The following is a 14,625-nucleotide window of genomic DNA, read 5'->3' on the forward strand; positions in this document are numbered from 1 at the left end:
TCAGACCACGTCGACCGTGGTGTGCCCCGATAGCGAGCGGGCCAGCGCCCCGAGGTGCTGACGGGTGTCTCCGAAGGTGTGCTCGATGGCGGTGAGTCGCGCGGTGAGGTGGCCGACGGAATACTCCGCGGTCATCCCGATCCCGCCGTGCAGCTGGATCGCCTCCTGGCCGATCAACCGGCCGGACTTGCCCACGATGACCTTGGTGCGGGAGACGAGCTCGCTGTCCCCGGGGTCCTCGGCGAGCGACATGGCGGCGTACTGCACCGTGCTGCGCGCCAGCTCCAGGGACACGTAGAGGTCGGCGGCGCGGTGGGTGAGCGCCTGGAAGCTCATCAGGGGTACGCCGAACTGCTTGCGGGTCTTGAGGTAGTCCACACTCAGGTCGACGGCCGCCGACATCGCGCCCAGGGCCTCGGCACAGAGTGCGACCGTGGCCAGGTTGAGGGCCGGCGCCAGCACGGAGTGGTCCTCGGTGAGCAACGTGGCCGGCGTGGCATCGAGGGCGATCCCGCTGCCCGAGACCGGGGGGTGCTCGACCAGGTGGAGGCCCTGGGTGGAGCTCACGATGACGTGGGTCGCGGCCGCCGCGTAGGGCACCGGGTCCTTGGTGCCGCTCAGTGCGTCACCGCTTGCTGTCACGCTCGCCGCGGACTGCCAGGACCGGCCCGGTTCGGCGAGCGCCGGCAACACCAACGCCTGGCCCTCACCCATCGCGTCGAGCAGGTCGCCCTGTCCGGTCGCCGCGAGCAGGTGCCCGGCCAGCAGCACGTCGACGTACGGCGAGCGCACGCGCGCCCGCCCGAGCTCCTCCGCGACGAGCATGACCTCCACCGGGCCTGCACTGTCGTCGAAGGGGAGGGCCACCAGGCCCATCTCCACGAACTGCTGCCACTGCTCGGGGTCGTGCACCGGCAGGCCGATCGTGTCGGGCGGGGTGGTGCGCTTGAGCATGTCGCGCACGGCCTCGCGCAGGGCCTTCTGCTCGTTGTCGGGGGTGAAGTCCATGGTCAGCTCCTCAGTCCCAGGATGCCGGCGGCGATGACTTGTCGCTGCACCTCGCTGGAACCGCCGTAGATGGTGGCCTTGCGGAAGTTGAGGTAGGTCGGCGTTGCCACTGCGGTCCAGTCCGGGAGGGTCGACTCGCCGTCCTCGAGGCCCCAAGCCAGCGACATCGGCCCGGCGACGTCCACCGCCAGCTCGAGCACGTCCTGCTGGAGCTGCGACCCGCGCAGCTTGAGGATCGAGGACGCTGGGTCGGGCTTGCCCTCGTGGGAGCCGCCGGCCACCCGTAGCACCGTCAGCTCGAGCGCCATCAGGTCACACTCCAGCTCCGCGATCCGCGCGGCGACCAGAGGGTCGTCGAGCAGGCTGCCCTCGGTGGTCGAGCGGCTGTGGTCTTCGGTGGTCGAGCGGCCGCCCTCGGTGGTCGAGCGGCTGCCCTCGGTGGTCGAGCTTGTCGAGACCACGCTCCCGGCGTACTCCTTCACCGCAGCGAGCCTGCGCTTGATCGAGCCGACGGGAGCGACGCCGACGCGCTCGTTGCCGAGGAGGAACTTGGCGTAGTCCCAGCCCTTGTTCTCCTCGCCGACCAGCTGGTCCAGGGGCACCCGGACGTTGTCGAAGAAGACCTCGTTGACCTCGTGACCGCCGTCGATCAACTGGATGGGTCGCACGGTGACGCCGGGTGAGGTCATGTCGATGAGCAGGAAGGAGATGCCGGCCTGCTTCTTGGCGTCGGGGTTGGTGCGCACGAGCGCGAAGATCCAGTCGGCGTACTGGCCGAGCGTGGTCCAGGTCTTCTGGCCGTTGACGACCCATTCGTCACCGTCGCGCACGGCTGTGGTCCGCAGACTGGCGAGGTCGGAGCCGGCGTCGGGCTCGGAGAAGCCTTGGCACCACCAGATGTCCAATGAGGCGGTCGGCGGGAGGAAGCGTTGCTTCAACTCCTCGGACCCGAAGGCCGCGATGACCGGGCCGACCATGTTGGCGTTGAAGGCCAGGGGCGGCGGTACGGCGGCCGCCTGCATCTCGCTGGCCCAGAGGTAGTGCTGGAGTGAGGTCCAGTCCTGCCCGCCGTACTCGACGGGCCAGCCGGGAACCGCAACGCCCGCGGCGTTCAGCGCTTGGTGGGCGGCCACGATGTCGGCCTTGGTGAGCTCGTGGCCCGCGGCGACCTTGTCGCGCACCTGCTGAGGCACCTGGGTGGTGAAGATGTTGCGCATCCGGGCCTGGAACTCCCGGTCGTCGTCGCTGAGTCGTCGCTCCATGGCAACCAACCTAGCCACGACTTGGTTGGGTCGGGCAGGTGTTCAGGCGGCGTTCGGGAACACCCGGGCGAACTCCGTGACGGCGCACGGCATGATGAGGATGCGTCCTTCGGCCCGCCACGACGGCAGGGAGCCTGCGGTGCAGAGCTTCCATACGGTCCAGACGGGCAGGTCGAGCGTTGATGCTGCTTCCTTGACGGTCATGCGATGACTCCTGTTCGGTAGGCCACTTCCTCCCCAAGTGACGCTGCCCCACGGTGAAGGGACGCCTGGGTCGTTCCGGCATGACGCGAGCAGAAGTAAAGTCTGGCGCGGCGGCCTGCGATGGCCTTCTCAGGGCACCGGCTGGTCATCGTCACGGGGCCCGAAGATCGGCAGCTCGTCCAGTTCCTCCTGGGTCAGCGGAGTCCCCCAGGCGAGCATCTGCGAGCGTGACCTGCGCGAGAAGAGGCCCCGGAACAACTCGTAGTCCTCGACGTCGAGCACGCGCTCGCCGAGTCGGTAGGGGGCGACGGCTGCGTGCACCGGCTGCCACAGGGAGGGATCGGGTCGGCCCAGCTCCAGGGCCTCGTGCAGGTCGGCGAGGTGGACCGAGACGTCCCACACGATCGCGGGGCGCGGGTTGTCCTCGATGCTCGCCTGCAGGGCGGGTCGGTTGGTGCGGATCTCCTGGATCAGGTCGTCGACGCTGGTGGTACGGCGCTCGGCGACGTGCACCGCGGTCCATGACGGAGCGGGGGCGCCGTCCATCCGGCCGGTCAGCGCGTCGCTCGGGCCTCCGGCGAGGTGGGCGAGCACGTCGTGGACCGACCAGTGTGGGCTGCCGGGCACCTTGGAGCGGAGCTGGTCGTCGTCGAGCGCGAGCACGATCCCGGCCAGGTGCTCGGTGGCTGCGGCGTACATCGTCGACATCTGGCTCATGGCATCTCATGGTGCTCGCGCTCACCCCGGGGATGCAACAGGGCCGCCGGTGTTCCCGGCGGCCCTGCTGTTGAGTGTGCTGCGGATCAGGCGTTCTTGATCGCCGAGATGTCGAACTGCAGCTTGACCTTCTCCGAGACGAGCACGCCGCCGGTCTCGAGGGCGGCGTTCCAGGTGAGGCCCCAGTCCTTGCGGTTGACGGCGACCTCGCCCTCGAAGCCCACGCGGAGGTTGCCGAACGGGTCCTGGGCCGAGCCGGTCTCCTCGAAGACGACCGTGACGGGCTTGGTGGTGTCCTTGATGGTCAGGTCGCCGGTGATCGCCCACTCGGATCCGTCGCGCTCGACCTGGGTCGAGGTGAAGGTGATGGCGGGGAAGGTGGCGGCGTCGAAGAAGTCGGGGGACTGCAGGTGGCCGTCGCGGTCGGCGGAGCCGGTGTCGACGCTCGCCACGTCGATCGACAGCTTCACCCAGGAGGCGGCGGGGTTGGTGGTGTCGATGGCTGCGGTGCCCTCGAACGTCTTGAAGCTGCCGCGCACGGAGGTGACCATGGCGTGACGGGCCTGGAAGCCGACGTGGCTGTGCGAGGCGTCGATCGTGTAGTCGCCGGTGATGTCGGCCACGGCGGTGGTGCCACCGTCGAACACGGACTCGGGGGCGCTGGTCTTGCGGCTGAAGATGCTCATGGGATGCTCCTGATCTAGGTCTTTGGTTGAACCGTCAACTAGGTTAAGCGGACCCGGGTCCGATTTGTTCCCGTTGGCGTGTGATCTGAGCCACAGGCATCATTTGCGCTTTCGTGGGCAGCGGTGCCGAGCGACTACCATTCGAAGGTGAGTGACACCCCTGATGCCGCGACCGGCAACGACGTACCCAGCTCTGCGGAGCCCACCTTTGCGGATCTCGGCCTCGACGACCGCGTGCTCAAGGCAGTCAAGGACCTCGGCTACGAGTCCCCCTCACCGATCCAGGCAGCGACGATCCCACCGCTGCTGGCCGGCCGCCACGTCGTCGGCCTCGCCCAGACCGGCACCGGCAAGACAGCGGCGTTCGCCCTGCCGATCCTCTCCCAGCTCGACCTGGCCCAGAAGGCGCCGCAGGCACTCGTCCTGTGCCCGACCCGTGAGCTCGCGCTCCAGGTCTGCGAGGCCTTCGAGCGTTACGCCGCCAACCTGCGCGGCGTCCACGTGCTGCCCGTCTACGGCGGTCAGGGGTACGGCGTCCAGCTCAGCGCCCTGCGCCGTGGCGTCCACATCGTCGTGGGGACCCCCGGGCGGATCATGGACCACCTCGACAAGGGCACGCTCGACCTGAGCCGGCTCCGGTTCCTGGTCCTCGACGAGGCCGACGAGATGCTGAAGATGGGGTTCGCGGAGGACGTCGAGACGATCCTGGCCGACACCCCGGCCGAGAAGCACGTCGCCCTGTTCTCGGCGACGATGCCGGCGCAGATCCGCCGCATCTCGAAGAAGTACCTCACCGACGCCGCCGAGATCACGATCAAGAACAAGACCACGACGGCGCCCAACACCACGCAGCGCTACCTCATCGTGTCGTTCCCGCAGAAGCTCGACGCCCTGACCCGCATCCTCGAGGTCGAGAACTTCGAGGCGATGATCATCTTCGCCCGCACCAAGCAGGCCACCGAGCAGCTTGCCGAGCGGTTGCGCGCGCGCGGCTTCAGCGCCACAGCGATCAACGGCGACATCGCCCAGAACCAGCGTGAGCGCACGATCAACCAGCTCAAGGACGGCAAGCTCGACATCCTGGTGGCCACCGACGTCGCCGCCCGCGGTCTCGACGTGGAGCGGATCAGCCACGTCATCAACTTCGATATCCCCACCGACACCGAGTCCTACGTGCACCGGATCGGGCGCACCGGCCGGGCCGGTCGTTCCGGTGACGCCATCTCGTTCGTCACCCCGCGGGAGCGTTACCTGCTCAAGGCCATCGAGAAGGCCACCCGGCAGCAGCTGACCCTGATGCCGCTGCCGACGGTGGACGACGTCAACTCCACCCGTCTGAGCAAGTTCGACGGCGCCATCACCGAGGCCCTCAGCTCCGACCGGGTCGGCTTCTTCCGCGATGTCGTGGCCCACTACGTCCGTGAGTACGACGTCCCCGAAGGTGACGTCGCTGCGGCCCTCGCCGTGGTGATGCAGGGCGACGAGCCGCTGCTGCTCGACCCCGAGCCTGTGCGCCCGGCGTACAAGGAGCGCGAGGACCGCGGCTCCGATCGTCGTGACCAGGGCAGCGAGCGCGCCAAGCGCGAAGCCCGCAAGCCCCGTGGCCGCACCGACATCGACATGGCGACCTACCGGATCGCGGTCGGCAAGCGTCACAAGGTGGAGCCGCGCCAGATCGTCGGCGCGATCGCCAACGAGGGCGGGCTGGGGCGCAACGACTTCGGGCACATCGACATCCGGATGGACCACTCGCTGGTCGAGCTGCCCGCGCAGCTGCCGGCGGGCGCCTGGGACAAGCTGCGAGGCACCCGGATCTCCGGCAAGCTCATCGAGCTCAGCTCCGACACCGGGGCGCCGGCGAACCGTCCCGGGGGTCATTACAAGGGCAAGTCCGATGCCCGCGGCGACTTCAAGAAGCCGCGCACCAAGTCACGCGACTGACCCACCGGTTCCCTACAGCCGGGCCAGCACCTCGGCGTTGTGGCGATGGCCGACGATCTCGTAGCCGGCGACCGTGACCCACGGGGTCAGCGCCAGGATCGCCAGGGACCACTGCAGCGACAGGCCGGCGCTGGCCAGCACGACGGATCCGACGAGCAGGATGGTCGAGGCGGCGACGAGCAGCAGGTGGAACGGGTCCACCGAGCGGGTCAACAGCGCGTACAGCCCGAAGACCAGCACCAGGTAGATGCCGAGCGGGACAGCCACCGTCAGCACGGTCCCGGTCACGGTCAGCTTGCTGTGGTGCTCGATCTGGTAGGCCGCCACGTGGAGGCCGGCTCCGACCGCGACGGTCGCCCCGAAGAGGGGGATGTGACCGTAGCCCCACCCGAACGAGCGCTCTCGTCGCGTGGCCAGGACATGGCCACTGGGAACGGTGAAGTAGACCCACCACATCCCGAAGGTCAGGGCGGTTCCGGCCAGGCCGAGGACGGCGACGTCGCTGGTCCAGCCGGGACCCTCGGGCCCGACGATGGCCGACAGCGCCGCCATGGTGCCCAGCAGTCCCTCGCCGAGCGCGATGATCACGAGCAGGCCGTAGCGCTCGGCGATGTGGTGGGGGTGCCAGGGGGTGGACCCGACCCGGGTCTCGGCAAGGACGGGCCCGGTGAGTTCGACCAGGACCAGGACGCCCGCGCACGCGAACGTGGTGACCACGCCGGTGTCGGCCAGCAGCAGGGCGATCCATCCCACCTGGGCGGTCAGGATCGTGACGATGAAGACCTGGCAGGAACGTCGCCGGGTGGGATCCTGCGCGGCTGCGCGTGCCCACTGCGCGACCATCGGCACCCTCATCACGACGTACCCGAGCACCATCACCGTGTTGTCCACGTGCTCGCCGTGCTCCAGTGAGGCGAACATGTCCGGCAGCCCGAGCGCGAGGATGAGGACCCCGACCATCTGCACCATCGTGGTGAGCCGGTAGATCCAGTCGTCGGTGTCGAAGGCGGAGGCGAACCAGGCGAAGTTGATCCAGGCCCAGGAGATCGCGAAGGTCGCGAACAGGAAGCCGACGATGCCGGACTGCAAGTGGTCCGCGGCGAGGGCATGGGCCAGCTCGTCGGCGGCTGTCCCGAACGCGATCACGAAGGTCAGGTCGAACAGCAGCTCCAGCGACGTGGCGGCACGGTGTGACTCCTGCGGGTCACGGCCGGTCATCCGGATCCGGTGATGATGGGTCTCGGTCATGGCCGGGATTCTAGGGCTGTGGGGCCGCCCACCAGGCGGGTGCTCGCAAGCCGTCCGGAAGCCTGGTGCTCGTGTCGCCACGGGCGGCGTCGACCTGCGACTGGTTGAGGAACAGCGCTCCCCTCAGGTCTGTCCCACCTAGGTCGGCGCCACGCAGGTCGGCCCCCGTGACGTCGGCCAGGCCCAGATCCAGACCCCGCAGGTCGGCCCCGGCGAGCAGTGCACCCCGCAGGCTGGCGCCGACGAGCGTGCGCGAGGTCAGGTCCCGTCCCATCAGGTCGGCACCGTCGAGGTCAGTGCCCGGACACGAACCTCGCGCCAGGACGCTGACCCGGCGCAGCAGGGGAGCAACCTGGTCGCGGAGTCTGGCTACGTCGTACGCCGCCAGCACCGCCGGCTCCGCGTCCGCCACGGCGAGGATGTCGGACGTGGCCCGCTCCAGGTCTGCCACCAGCGATTCGGCGGCCCTCAGGCTTCCGGCGAACTCGAGCAGCCACAGGAGTTCGTGCAGCTGGCGTACCACCCCGAAGACCGCGAACATCTCCTGACCCGCGTCAGCGGCGTCGCGCCAGTCGGGGCCGATCCAGTTCTGGGTGACCTGTTGCCCCGCGCCGAAGCAGTCGTAGACGGTGCAGCCGGTGTACCCCCGGTCACGCAGCCGGTCGTGGATGCCGCACCTCAGGTCGGACTGCAGGTGCTCGCACGGCTCGCCGGCGGGCTTGTCGACCGGGAAGTCTGCTGAGCGGGTCAACGTCAGAGCGACGCAGCAGAGCCCCACGCAGTTGCCGCAGTCGGCCCTGAACCCGGTCATCAGGCCATTCAACCCGAGGTTGGCTCGGAGTGTCCGATTGGATCGAGAAAACCCGGAATCCCCAACCGGGCTTGGGGATTCTGGGGCGCCTACCCTCCGATCGGGCAGGTCTCGCAGGACGTGACGTGGGTTACAGTCGTGCGGCACGTCGGGGTCGCACCGGAGGGAAGGGATCGGCAGTGATCGAGATCCACGCTCGCTCGAGCCACCGCTCGCTCCTCGTCCGGATCGGTTCGCGCGCTGTCGTGCGGCCGGTGCTCGGCCTGTTCCCGTCGTCGCGCACGGCAGCCTGCCTCCTCGACCTCGTCGACGTGGGCATGCAGGCCCTGCCGCGGCACTCCGAGGTCCAGGTGGAGTCCGTGGACGGCGGTGAGTGGGTGGCAGAGCTGCTCAGCGTCGAGGGCTGCGACCCGCGCCGGGGTGCGATCGTCTACTTCCACGGTGGGGCGTTCGTGATGGGCGGCCTGGGCACCCATCGCCGGATCACCGAGCGCCTGGCTCAGCGCGCGGGCCTGCCCGTCCTCTCGGTGGCCTACCGCCAGCACGGCCGCGGTCACGTCGACACGAGCATCCGCGACTGCATCGAGGCCGTGGACTGGCTGATCGACCGCGGCTTCGACCCATCCGGTCTGGTGCTCGCAGGTGACTCCGCAGGAGGCCACCTCGCCTTCGCCGTCGCCCTCGCCGCGACTGAGCAGGGCATCGCCCTGGCTGGCGTGGTCGCACTCTCACCGTGGCTGGAGTTCGACAACACCCAGCGCCGACGACACCGCAACGCGCTGCGCGACGACTTCATCCCCGCCTTCCGGCTGCAGCGGGTCGCCCATCACGTGACGGGCACGCCGGTGATCGATCCGGAGATGTCACCGGTCAACGCCGATCTTCGGGGCCTGCCCCCGGTGCTGATCGTGTGCGCCGCCGACGAGGTGCTGCGCTACGACGCGGAGTTGATGACCGAGCGGCTCGACAAGGCCGGTGTCCCGGTCGACCTGCACATCTGGGAGGGCCAGGTGCACGCGTTCCCGGTGCTGGCCGACTTCCTGCCTGAGGGCGCCGCTGCCGTGGAACAGATCAGCACCTTCGTGGACCGGGTGGTCCCCCTGCGGCCCCCGGTCGAGGACGGCCTCGCTTCCTGACCCCCTCAGTGGGGGCGTGCAGCAGTCATAAATGCCCGAAACGCCGATGGTGTGGGGCAGTTCCGGGCGTGTCGATGGGTTTTCGACCCCCGAAGTGGGGATTCTTTGGCATTTTCGGCGACTGCATGGCACACTGAACATGAACACAAGATGAACGGGAGGTGTCTGATGCGCAATCACCAGGGAACGACGAGGGGTGACCTCGCGATGAAGTGGGTCCCCGTCCAGGGTGTGGACGGTCGCGTGCGCATGGAGGCCCGCTGGATCTCCGCGGCCGCCGTGGCCAGCAAGCCCAACCCGCACGCAGCCTGAGTCCTGCAGCATTGACCCGCCACCTCTGGTGGCGGGTCGCTGCATTTCTGCCCGAAATCGGGCAGGAAGTTGCACAGTTCCGCCTTCGAGGCGCACGCTTCCTTCCGTGCCCGCCGATCCCGCCCTCGTTGAACGCGTGGTCCAGAGCACCGGGCTCACCGCCGCGGATGCCGCACGCGTGATCGGCGACGTGATCGCCTTCCATGCTGAGAGCGTGGAGGACTACGTGCGCCGCCGCCATGCCCACCTGCAGACCTTCGGGGCGAAGAACCCGGAGATCTTCGCGCGCCTTCGCAGCGAGCTGGCTGACCGCGTGGTCGCCGCACCAGAGCTCACCGAGCGGCAGCTGCGCCGCATCATCTACGGCTAGGACCACACATGTGCGGAATCGTCGGGTACGTCGGCGGCCAGCAGGCCGCCCCACTCCTGCTCGAGGGGCTCACCAGGCTCGAGCATCGCGGCTACGACTCCGCTGGCGTCGCCGTCCTCGCGGCGAGCGGGATCAAGGTGGCCAAGCAGGCCGGCCGCGTGCGTGCCATCGACCTGCCGAAGCGGTTCGCTGGGAAGGTGGGCATCGGCCACACCCGGTGGGCCACCCACGGTCCGGCCAATGACGTCAACGCCCACCCGCACCGCTCCGCTGACGGCAAGGTGGCCGTCGTACACAACGGCATCATCGACAACGCGGCGGCGCTGCGCGCCGAGCTGAGCGATCTCGGGATCGACCTCGTCTCCGACACCGACACCGAGGTGCTCGCCCATCTGGTGGCCCTGAGCGAGGCGGCGAGCCTGGAGGACAAGGTGCGCTCCGCTCTGGCTCGCATCGAGGGCACGTACGGCGTCGCCGTCCTGCACGAGGACTTCCCGGATCGGATCGTGGTGGCCCGCAACGGCTCGCCTTTGATCATCGGCGTGGGGGAGAAGGAGATGCACGTGGCCTCCGATCTCGCCGCGCTCGTGCGCTACACCACCACCGTCGCGCACCTCGAGGACGGTCAACTGGCCACCGTCACGGCCGCCGGTTTCACCACCTCCAGCACGACGGACCGAACCGCCACCCGACTCGCCAACCAGATCACCGAGCTCGACATCGACCCCGCCACCTACGACGCGGGTGAGCACGAGTCCTTCATGTACAAGGAGATCCTCGAGCAGCCTGCGGCCGCCGAGCGGATGTTGCGTGGACGTCTCGACGAGCGCTTCGGCACGGCCCACCTGGGCGGGCTCGACCTGGATGCCCGCGAGAGCCGGGGCGTGAAGCGGGTCAAGATCCTGGGGTGTGGCTCGGCCTACTACGTCGGGCAGATGGGGGCGGCCCTGATCGAGGAGCTCGCCCGCGTGCCCGCGGATGCCGAGGCAGCGAGCGAGTTCCGCTACCGCAACCCGATCATCGAACCCGACACGCTCTACCTGGCGGTGAGCCAGTCCGGCGAGACCATCGACACGCTGCTCGCGGTCCAGGAGATCCGTCGCAAGGGTGGCCGCGTCGTCGGTCTGGTCAACGTGGTCGGCTCTGCCATCGCCCGGGAGTGCGACGGCGGCATCTACCTGCACGCCGGGCCGGAGGTGGCGGTGGCCAGCACCAAGGCGCTCACCAACATGTTCCTCGGCTTCGCACTGCTGGCGCTGCACCTGGGGCGGGTACGCGACCTCTCGGTGGCGGACGGAAGACGGCTCATCGCCGGGTTGCAGCGGCTCCCCGCCCAGCTGGAGGAGGTGCTGAAGCAGGAGGACGCCATCGCGGAGGTGGCTGCTCTTCTCTCCGAGGCGGAGTCGCTGTTCTTCATCGGCCGGGTCCGCGGTTTCCCGGTCGCCCGTGAGGGTGCCCAGAAGTTCAAGGAGATCTCCTACCGGCACGCGGAGGCCTACCCGACCTCAGAGCTCAAGCACGGGCCGCTGGCCCTGATCAGTCCCGAGGTCCCCACCGTGGCGATCGTGCCGGCCGACGAGCTCACCGACCGCAACGTGGCCGCCCTGCATGAGATCGACGCCCGGTTGGGTCCGCTGGTGGTCATCACCCATGCCGACGTCGATCTGGGCGAGGTGCGCGCCACCCGGATCGACGTACCGGCCAACGAGCCCGAGCTGGACCCCATCCTCCTCACGATCCCGCTTCAGCTGCTGGCCTACCACGCCGCGCTGCGGCTCGGGCACGACATCGACAAGCCCCGCAACCTGGCGAAGTCCGTCACCGTGGAGTGACAGGGCCCGGGTGTCGCCCGGAAGCCTCGCCGAGGGCGAGCTTGGGCGCCACCTGACCACGACTCCTCAGCCCCAGCTTGGCGAGGATGTGCTCGACATGGGTCTCGACCGTCCTGGGACTGACGAACAGCGATTCGGCGATCTCGCGATTCGACATCCCTCGAGCCACCAGGCGTGCCACCTCGCTCTCGCGGCGGGTGAGCGTGATGGAGTCGTCCGGATCCGGGGCGAGCGCCAGCTCGATCGCTCGGCCGAAAGGCGCTGTGCGACCCGTCTCGAAAGCAGCCTCGTAGGCATCTTCCCCGAGGGTGCGGACGAGCCGTTCCTTGCATCGGAGGTGTTCCTGCTCCAGGAAGCCGTGCCTCTGCGCACCGATCTGCGCGAGCGTGGCGTCGGCGGCACCGAGCAGCTGGGCACCCTTGAGGTCGTCGTGCGAGGACCAGGCCAGGTGTTCGAGCGAGTGCCCGACACCCAGGTGGTCGTCCATGGCGAGGTGCAGCTGGAGGGCCTTCGCGCCGTGTTCTCGGGTGCGCGCCGAGTCGCCCTGTCTCCAGGCGATGAAGGTGAGCTCTCGCAGCGCATGGGCCCGCAGCCACTGCTCGCCCACCTCCTCACAGATCGCGACCGATCCCTCGAACGTCTCTCGAGCCGCCGGGAAGTCTCCGTCGATCAACGATGCGAGCCCCCACATGTGACGAACGATCAGGCCGGCTGCCTGCTCCGGCATGGGCCCGAGTGGACCCAGCGCCCTCCGGGCCGTCTCGGAGTCACCCTGGGCGATCGAGAGGAAGGCTCCCACCAGACCTGCCAGGCGTTGCGCGTCCTGGCCCAGCGCCGGTGCGATGCTGTGCAGCTCGTCGCTCGTGCAGCGCGCCGTCGACAGGTCGCCCTGGATCACCGCGAGCCAGCCGGTGGCCCACAGGGCTCGGGCGCGTGCGGCCGACGCGGCGGAGGAGAGGGCGAGGACCCGGTCGCACCACAGCCGGCCCTCCGAGACAGCCGACTTGACGTGGTAGTAGAACAGGTTCGCGACCAGGTCCAGCGCGACCGTCGCCTCTGGTGGCTGGGAGGTGGAGAAGTCGAGGGCCCGCTGGAGGTTCGCCCAGTCCCGTTTGATCGCGGCGATGATCTCGACCTGGTCCGGCCCGAACCAGCGAACGAACCAGTCATCGGCCAGGGACGCGAAATAGTCACGATGGCGACGGCGCAGCCCATCCTCGTCGCCACCCTGGACCACCCGCCGTCCGCCGTACTCGCGCATGGTCTCGAGCATGCGGTAGCGCATGGTCTGGCCGGAGCGCTCGGTGTGCAGGATCGACTTGTCGATCAGGGCATCGAGCAGATCGATGACCGAGGTGGCTGACTCCTCGTGCGGGAAGTAGACGTTCTGCGCCGCCGCCAGGTCGAACCCTCCGCTGAACACCGAGACCTGGGCCCAGAAGTCACGCTCTGGCGGGGTGCACAGCTCATGGCTCCAGTCCACGAGGGCCCGCAGGCTGAGGTGGCGGGGCGTCGCACCACGGTTGCCGAGCGTCAGGAGCTCGAACCTGTCGTGCAGGCCGTCGAGGACCTGCTGGAGCGATAGCGAGCGGGTCCGGATGGCCGCCAGCTCGATGGCCAGCGGCATGCCGTCCAGTTGCCGACAGATCTCCACGGCCACGGCGAGCTCCTCGTCGGAGAACGCGGGTGCGGCGCTCGCCGCCCGGGAGCGGTCCACGAACAGGGCGACGGCCTCGGCCTCGCTGGTCTCGAGAGTGACTGCGCTCACCGGGTGGCCCTCGAGCCTCAGCGGCACAGACAGGGGGGGCACCTGCCACGCGTGCTCGGAAGCGATTCCCAGTGACTGCCTGCTCGTCGCCAGGACGCGAAGGTCAGGTGCTGCCGGCAGGACCTCGTTCAGCAGGTCGCACGCCGCCTCCACCAGGTGCTCGCAGTTGTCCAGGACGAGCAGGAGGTCCTGGCGCCTCAACGCCTCTCTCAACTGGTCGACGAGCGCTTCACTGGAGCGTCCCTGCAGTCCCACAGCCGCGCTCACCACGGCTGGCAGTAGTGCCGGGTCGTCCACGTCTCCCAGCTTGACGAACCGGATGCCGTCGGAGAACTTCTCCGCGGCCTCGGCGGCCACCCGCATCGCCAGTCGAGTCTTGCCGATCCCGCCCGGGCCGACCAGTGTCACCAGGCGCGCCTGGCCCATCATGCTGGAGACGTGTCGGGTCTCCGCGGCGCGCCCGAGGAACGAGGTGGTCTCGAAGGGCAGGCCGCTCTCCGGGCACACCGACACGGACGCAACACCTGGAGGCACAGATTCACCTCTGACCACTCGCGGCCGGGCAAGGGCGGCCGCCTGCAACTCCGAGAACCGTGCGACAACGCTACCGCTCCGACGCGGAATGCTCCATCCCCCAGGCCGGGCGGCCGTCCGTGCGGTGCTGCCTCGTGGGGGTCAGGTCGCCAGGAGAGCGGCACGCAGGCTGCGGCACGCTCGATACTTCAGGGCGGCGGTCGCGTTGGGATTGAGTCCCATGAGCACAGCCGTCTCGGCGAGTGAGCGGTCCTGCAGCACGGTGAGCTCCAGGACCTGCCGGTGCCGCGGCGCGAGCCTGGCCAGGGCGTCGCGCATGGCCAGTGCTTCCACCACGTCGTCGGACTCCTCGCCGGGGTCGCGCGAGGTCGAGGGTTCGGGGAGATCCTCCGACCACACCAGGCGAGCCTCGGTGGCATGGCCGTCGATCAGTGCGTTGCGCACGATGGTCTTCAGGTAGCCCCGCACCGCCGTCGTCGGCCCGGCACCCTCGGAGAGCTTGCGCCAGAGCCGCGCGAAGCTCTCCGCCGTCAGGTCCTCGGCGAAACGCCGGTGGGCGATCGCGCAGGCATAGGCCTGGATGGGCGAGTAGTGGCGATCCACCAGGGCGGTGAAGGCGGCGGCGGAACGATCACGGCGCACCAGCGCCGCGAGGTCGGTGTCGCTGGCGGAGTCGAGCCCCCCGTCCAACAGGTCTTCGGCGGGCGAGATCGTCGCCTCGGTCATGGTCCCACTCCATCGATTGCCGGTGCGCCGAGTGCCCTTGTGTCGACCTGTGTCGGTCTGAAGGCCTCGG

The 14,625-nt window shown here is 69.1% G+C and carries 14 protein-coding genes; 5 read left to right on the top strand and 9 right to left on the bottom strand.

From position 1 onward, the window contains the following. The 5 genes from AB7I40_RS08625 to AB7I40_RS08645 form a co-directional block, all read right to left on the bottom strand. Positions 1-1,008 carry an acyl-CoA dehydrogenase family protein gene (locus tag AB7I40_RS08625; RefSeq protein ID WP_428345555.1) on the bottom strand — a complete coding sequence of 336 codons (1,008 nt, stop codon included), beginning with the start codon at positions 1,006-1,008 and terminating at the stop codon, positions 1-3. Positions 1,009-1,010: 2 nt separating this feature from the next. Continuing rightward, positions 1,011-2,270: an acyl-CoA dehydrogenase family protein gene (locus tag AB7I40_RS08630; RefSeq protein WP_428345556.1), complete on the bottom strand. Its 1,260-nt coding sequence runs from the start codon at positions 2,268-2,270 to the stop codon at positions 1,011-1,013. A gap of 42 nt (positions 2,271-2,312) precedes the next feature. Further along, complete coding sequence (locus tag AB7I40_RS08635) at positions 2,313-2,474, bottom strand: hypothetical protein (RefSeq protein WP_428345557.1); 162 nt, start codon at positions 2,472-2,474, stop codon at positions 2,313-2,315. 129 nt (positions 2,475-2,603) lie between these two features. Further along, positions 2,604-3,191, bottom strand: a complete 588-nt coding sequence (locus AB7I40_RS08640; protein ID WP_428345558.1) for a maleylpyruvate isomerase N-terminal domain-containing protein — start codon at positions 3,189-3,191, stop codon at positions 2,604-2,606. Positions 3,192-3,277: 86 nt separating this feature from the next. Beyond that, positions 3,278-3,877 (bottom strand): YceI family protein, encoded by a 600-nt coding sequence (locus AB7I40_RS08645; protein WP_428345559.1) that lies wholly within the window; start codon positions 3,875-3,877, stop codon positions 3,278-3,280. A gap of 147 nt (positions 3,878-4,024) precedes the next feature. On the opposite strand from AB7I40_RS08645, the gene AB7I40_RS08650 reads away from it, so the two are divergent. Beyond that, complete coding sequence (locus AB7I40_RS08650) at positions 4,025-5,818, top strand: DEAD/DEAH box helicase (RefSeq protein ID WP_428345560.1); 1,794 nt, start codon at positions 4,025-4,027, stop codon at positions 5,816-5,818. A 12-nt stretch (positions 5,819-5,830) separates the two neighbouring features. On the opposite strand, the gene AB7I40_RS08655 is transcribed toward AB7I40_RS08650, so the two are convergent. After that, positions 5,831-7,066 (bottom strand): low temperature requirement protein A, encoded by a 1,236-nt coding sequence (locus tag AB7I40_RS08655; RefSeq protein WP_428345561.1) that lies wholly within the window; start codon positions 7,064-7,066, stop codon positions 5,831-5,833. A 10-nt stretch (positions 7,067-7,076) separates the two neighbouring features. Further along, a complete protein-coding gene (locus AB7I40_RS08660) occupies positions 7,077-7,877 on the bottom strand; it encodes a pentapeptide repeat-containing protein (RefSeq protein WP_428345562.1) in 801 nt (266 codons plus the stop codon). A gap of 179 nt (positions 7,878-8,056) precedes the next feature. On the opposite strand from AB7I40_RS08660, the gene AB7I40_RS08665 reads away from it, so the two are divergent. From AB7I40_RS08665 to glmS, 4 genes are all read left to right on the top strand, one after another. Then, complete coding sequence (locus AB7I40_RS08665) at positions 8,057-9,013, top strand: alpha/beta hydrolase (protein WP_428345563.1); 957 nt, start codon at positions 8,057-8,059, stop codon at positions 9,011-9,013. Positions 9,014-9,181: 168 nt separating this feature from the next. Beyond that, positions 9,182-9,325, top strand: a complete 144-nt coding sequence (locus tag AB7I40_RS08670) for a hypothetical protein (RefSeq protein WP_428345564.1) — start codon at positions 9,182-9,184, stop codon at positions 9,323-9,325. A gap of 106 nt (positions 9,326-9,431) precedes the next feature. Next, positions 9,432-9,695 (top strand): hypothetical protein, encoded by a 264-nt coding sequence (locus AB7I40_RS08675; RefSeq protein WP_428345565.1) that lies wholly within the window; start codon positions 9,432-9,434, stop codon positions 9,693-9,695. Positions 9,696-9,703: 8 nt separating this feature from the next. Next, complete coding sequence (gene glmS / locus AB7I40_RS08680) at positions 9,704-11,527, top strand: glutamine--fructose-6-phosphate transaminase (isomerizing) (RefSeq protein WP_428345566.1); 1,824 nt, start codon at positions 9,704-9,706, stop codon at positions 11,525-11,527. On the opposite strand, the gene AB7I40_RS08685 is transcribed toward glmS, so the two are convergent. Together AB7I40_RS08685 and AB7I40_RS08690 are read right to left on the bottom strand one after the other, a co-directional pair. Then, complete coding sequence (locus tag AB7I40_RS08685) at positions 11,514-13,829, bottom strand: helix-turn-helix transcriptional regulator (protein ID WP_428345567.1); 2,316 nt, start codon at positions 13,827-13,829, stop codon at positions 11,514-11,516. The two genes, glmS and AB7I40_RS08685, sit on opposite strands and share 14 nt — an antisense overlap. A gap of 141 nt (positions 13,830-13,970) precedes the next feature. Further along, positions 13,971-14,555 (bottom strand): RNA polymerase sigma factor, encoded by a 585-nt coding sequence (locus tag AB7I40_RS08690; RefSeq protein WP_428345568.1) that lies wholly within the window; start codon positions 14,553-14,555, stop codon positions 13,971-13,973. Positions 14,556-14,625: the final 70 nt, after the last annotated feature.

The sequence above is a fragment of the Nocardioides sp. genome, assembly GCF_050246775.1.
Classification (GTDB): Bacteria; Actinomycetota; Actinomycetes; order Propionibacteriales; family Nocardioidaceae; genus Nocardioides.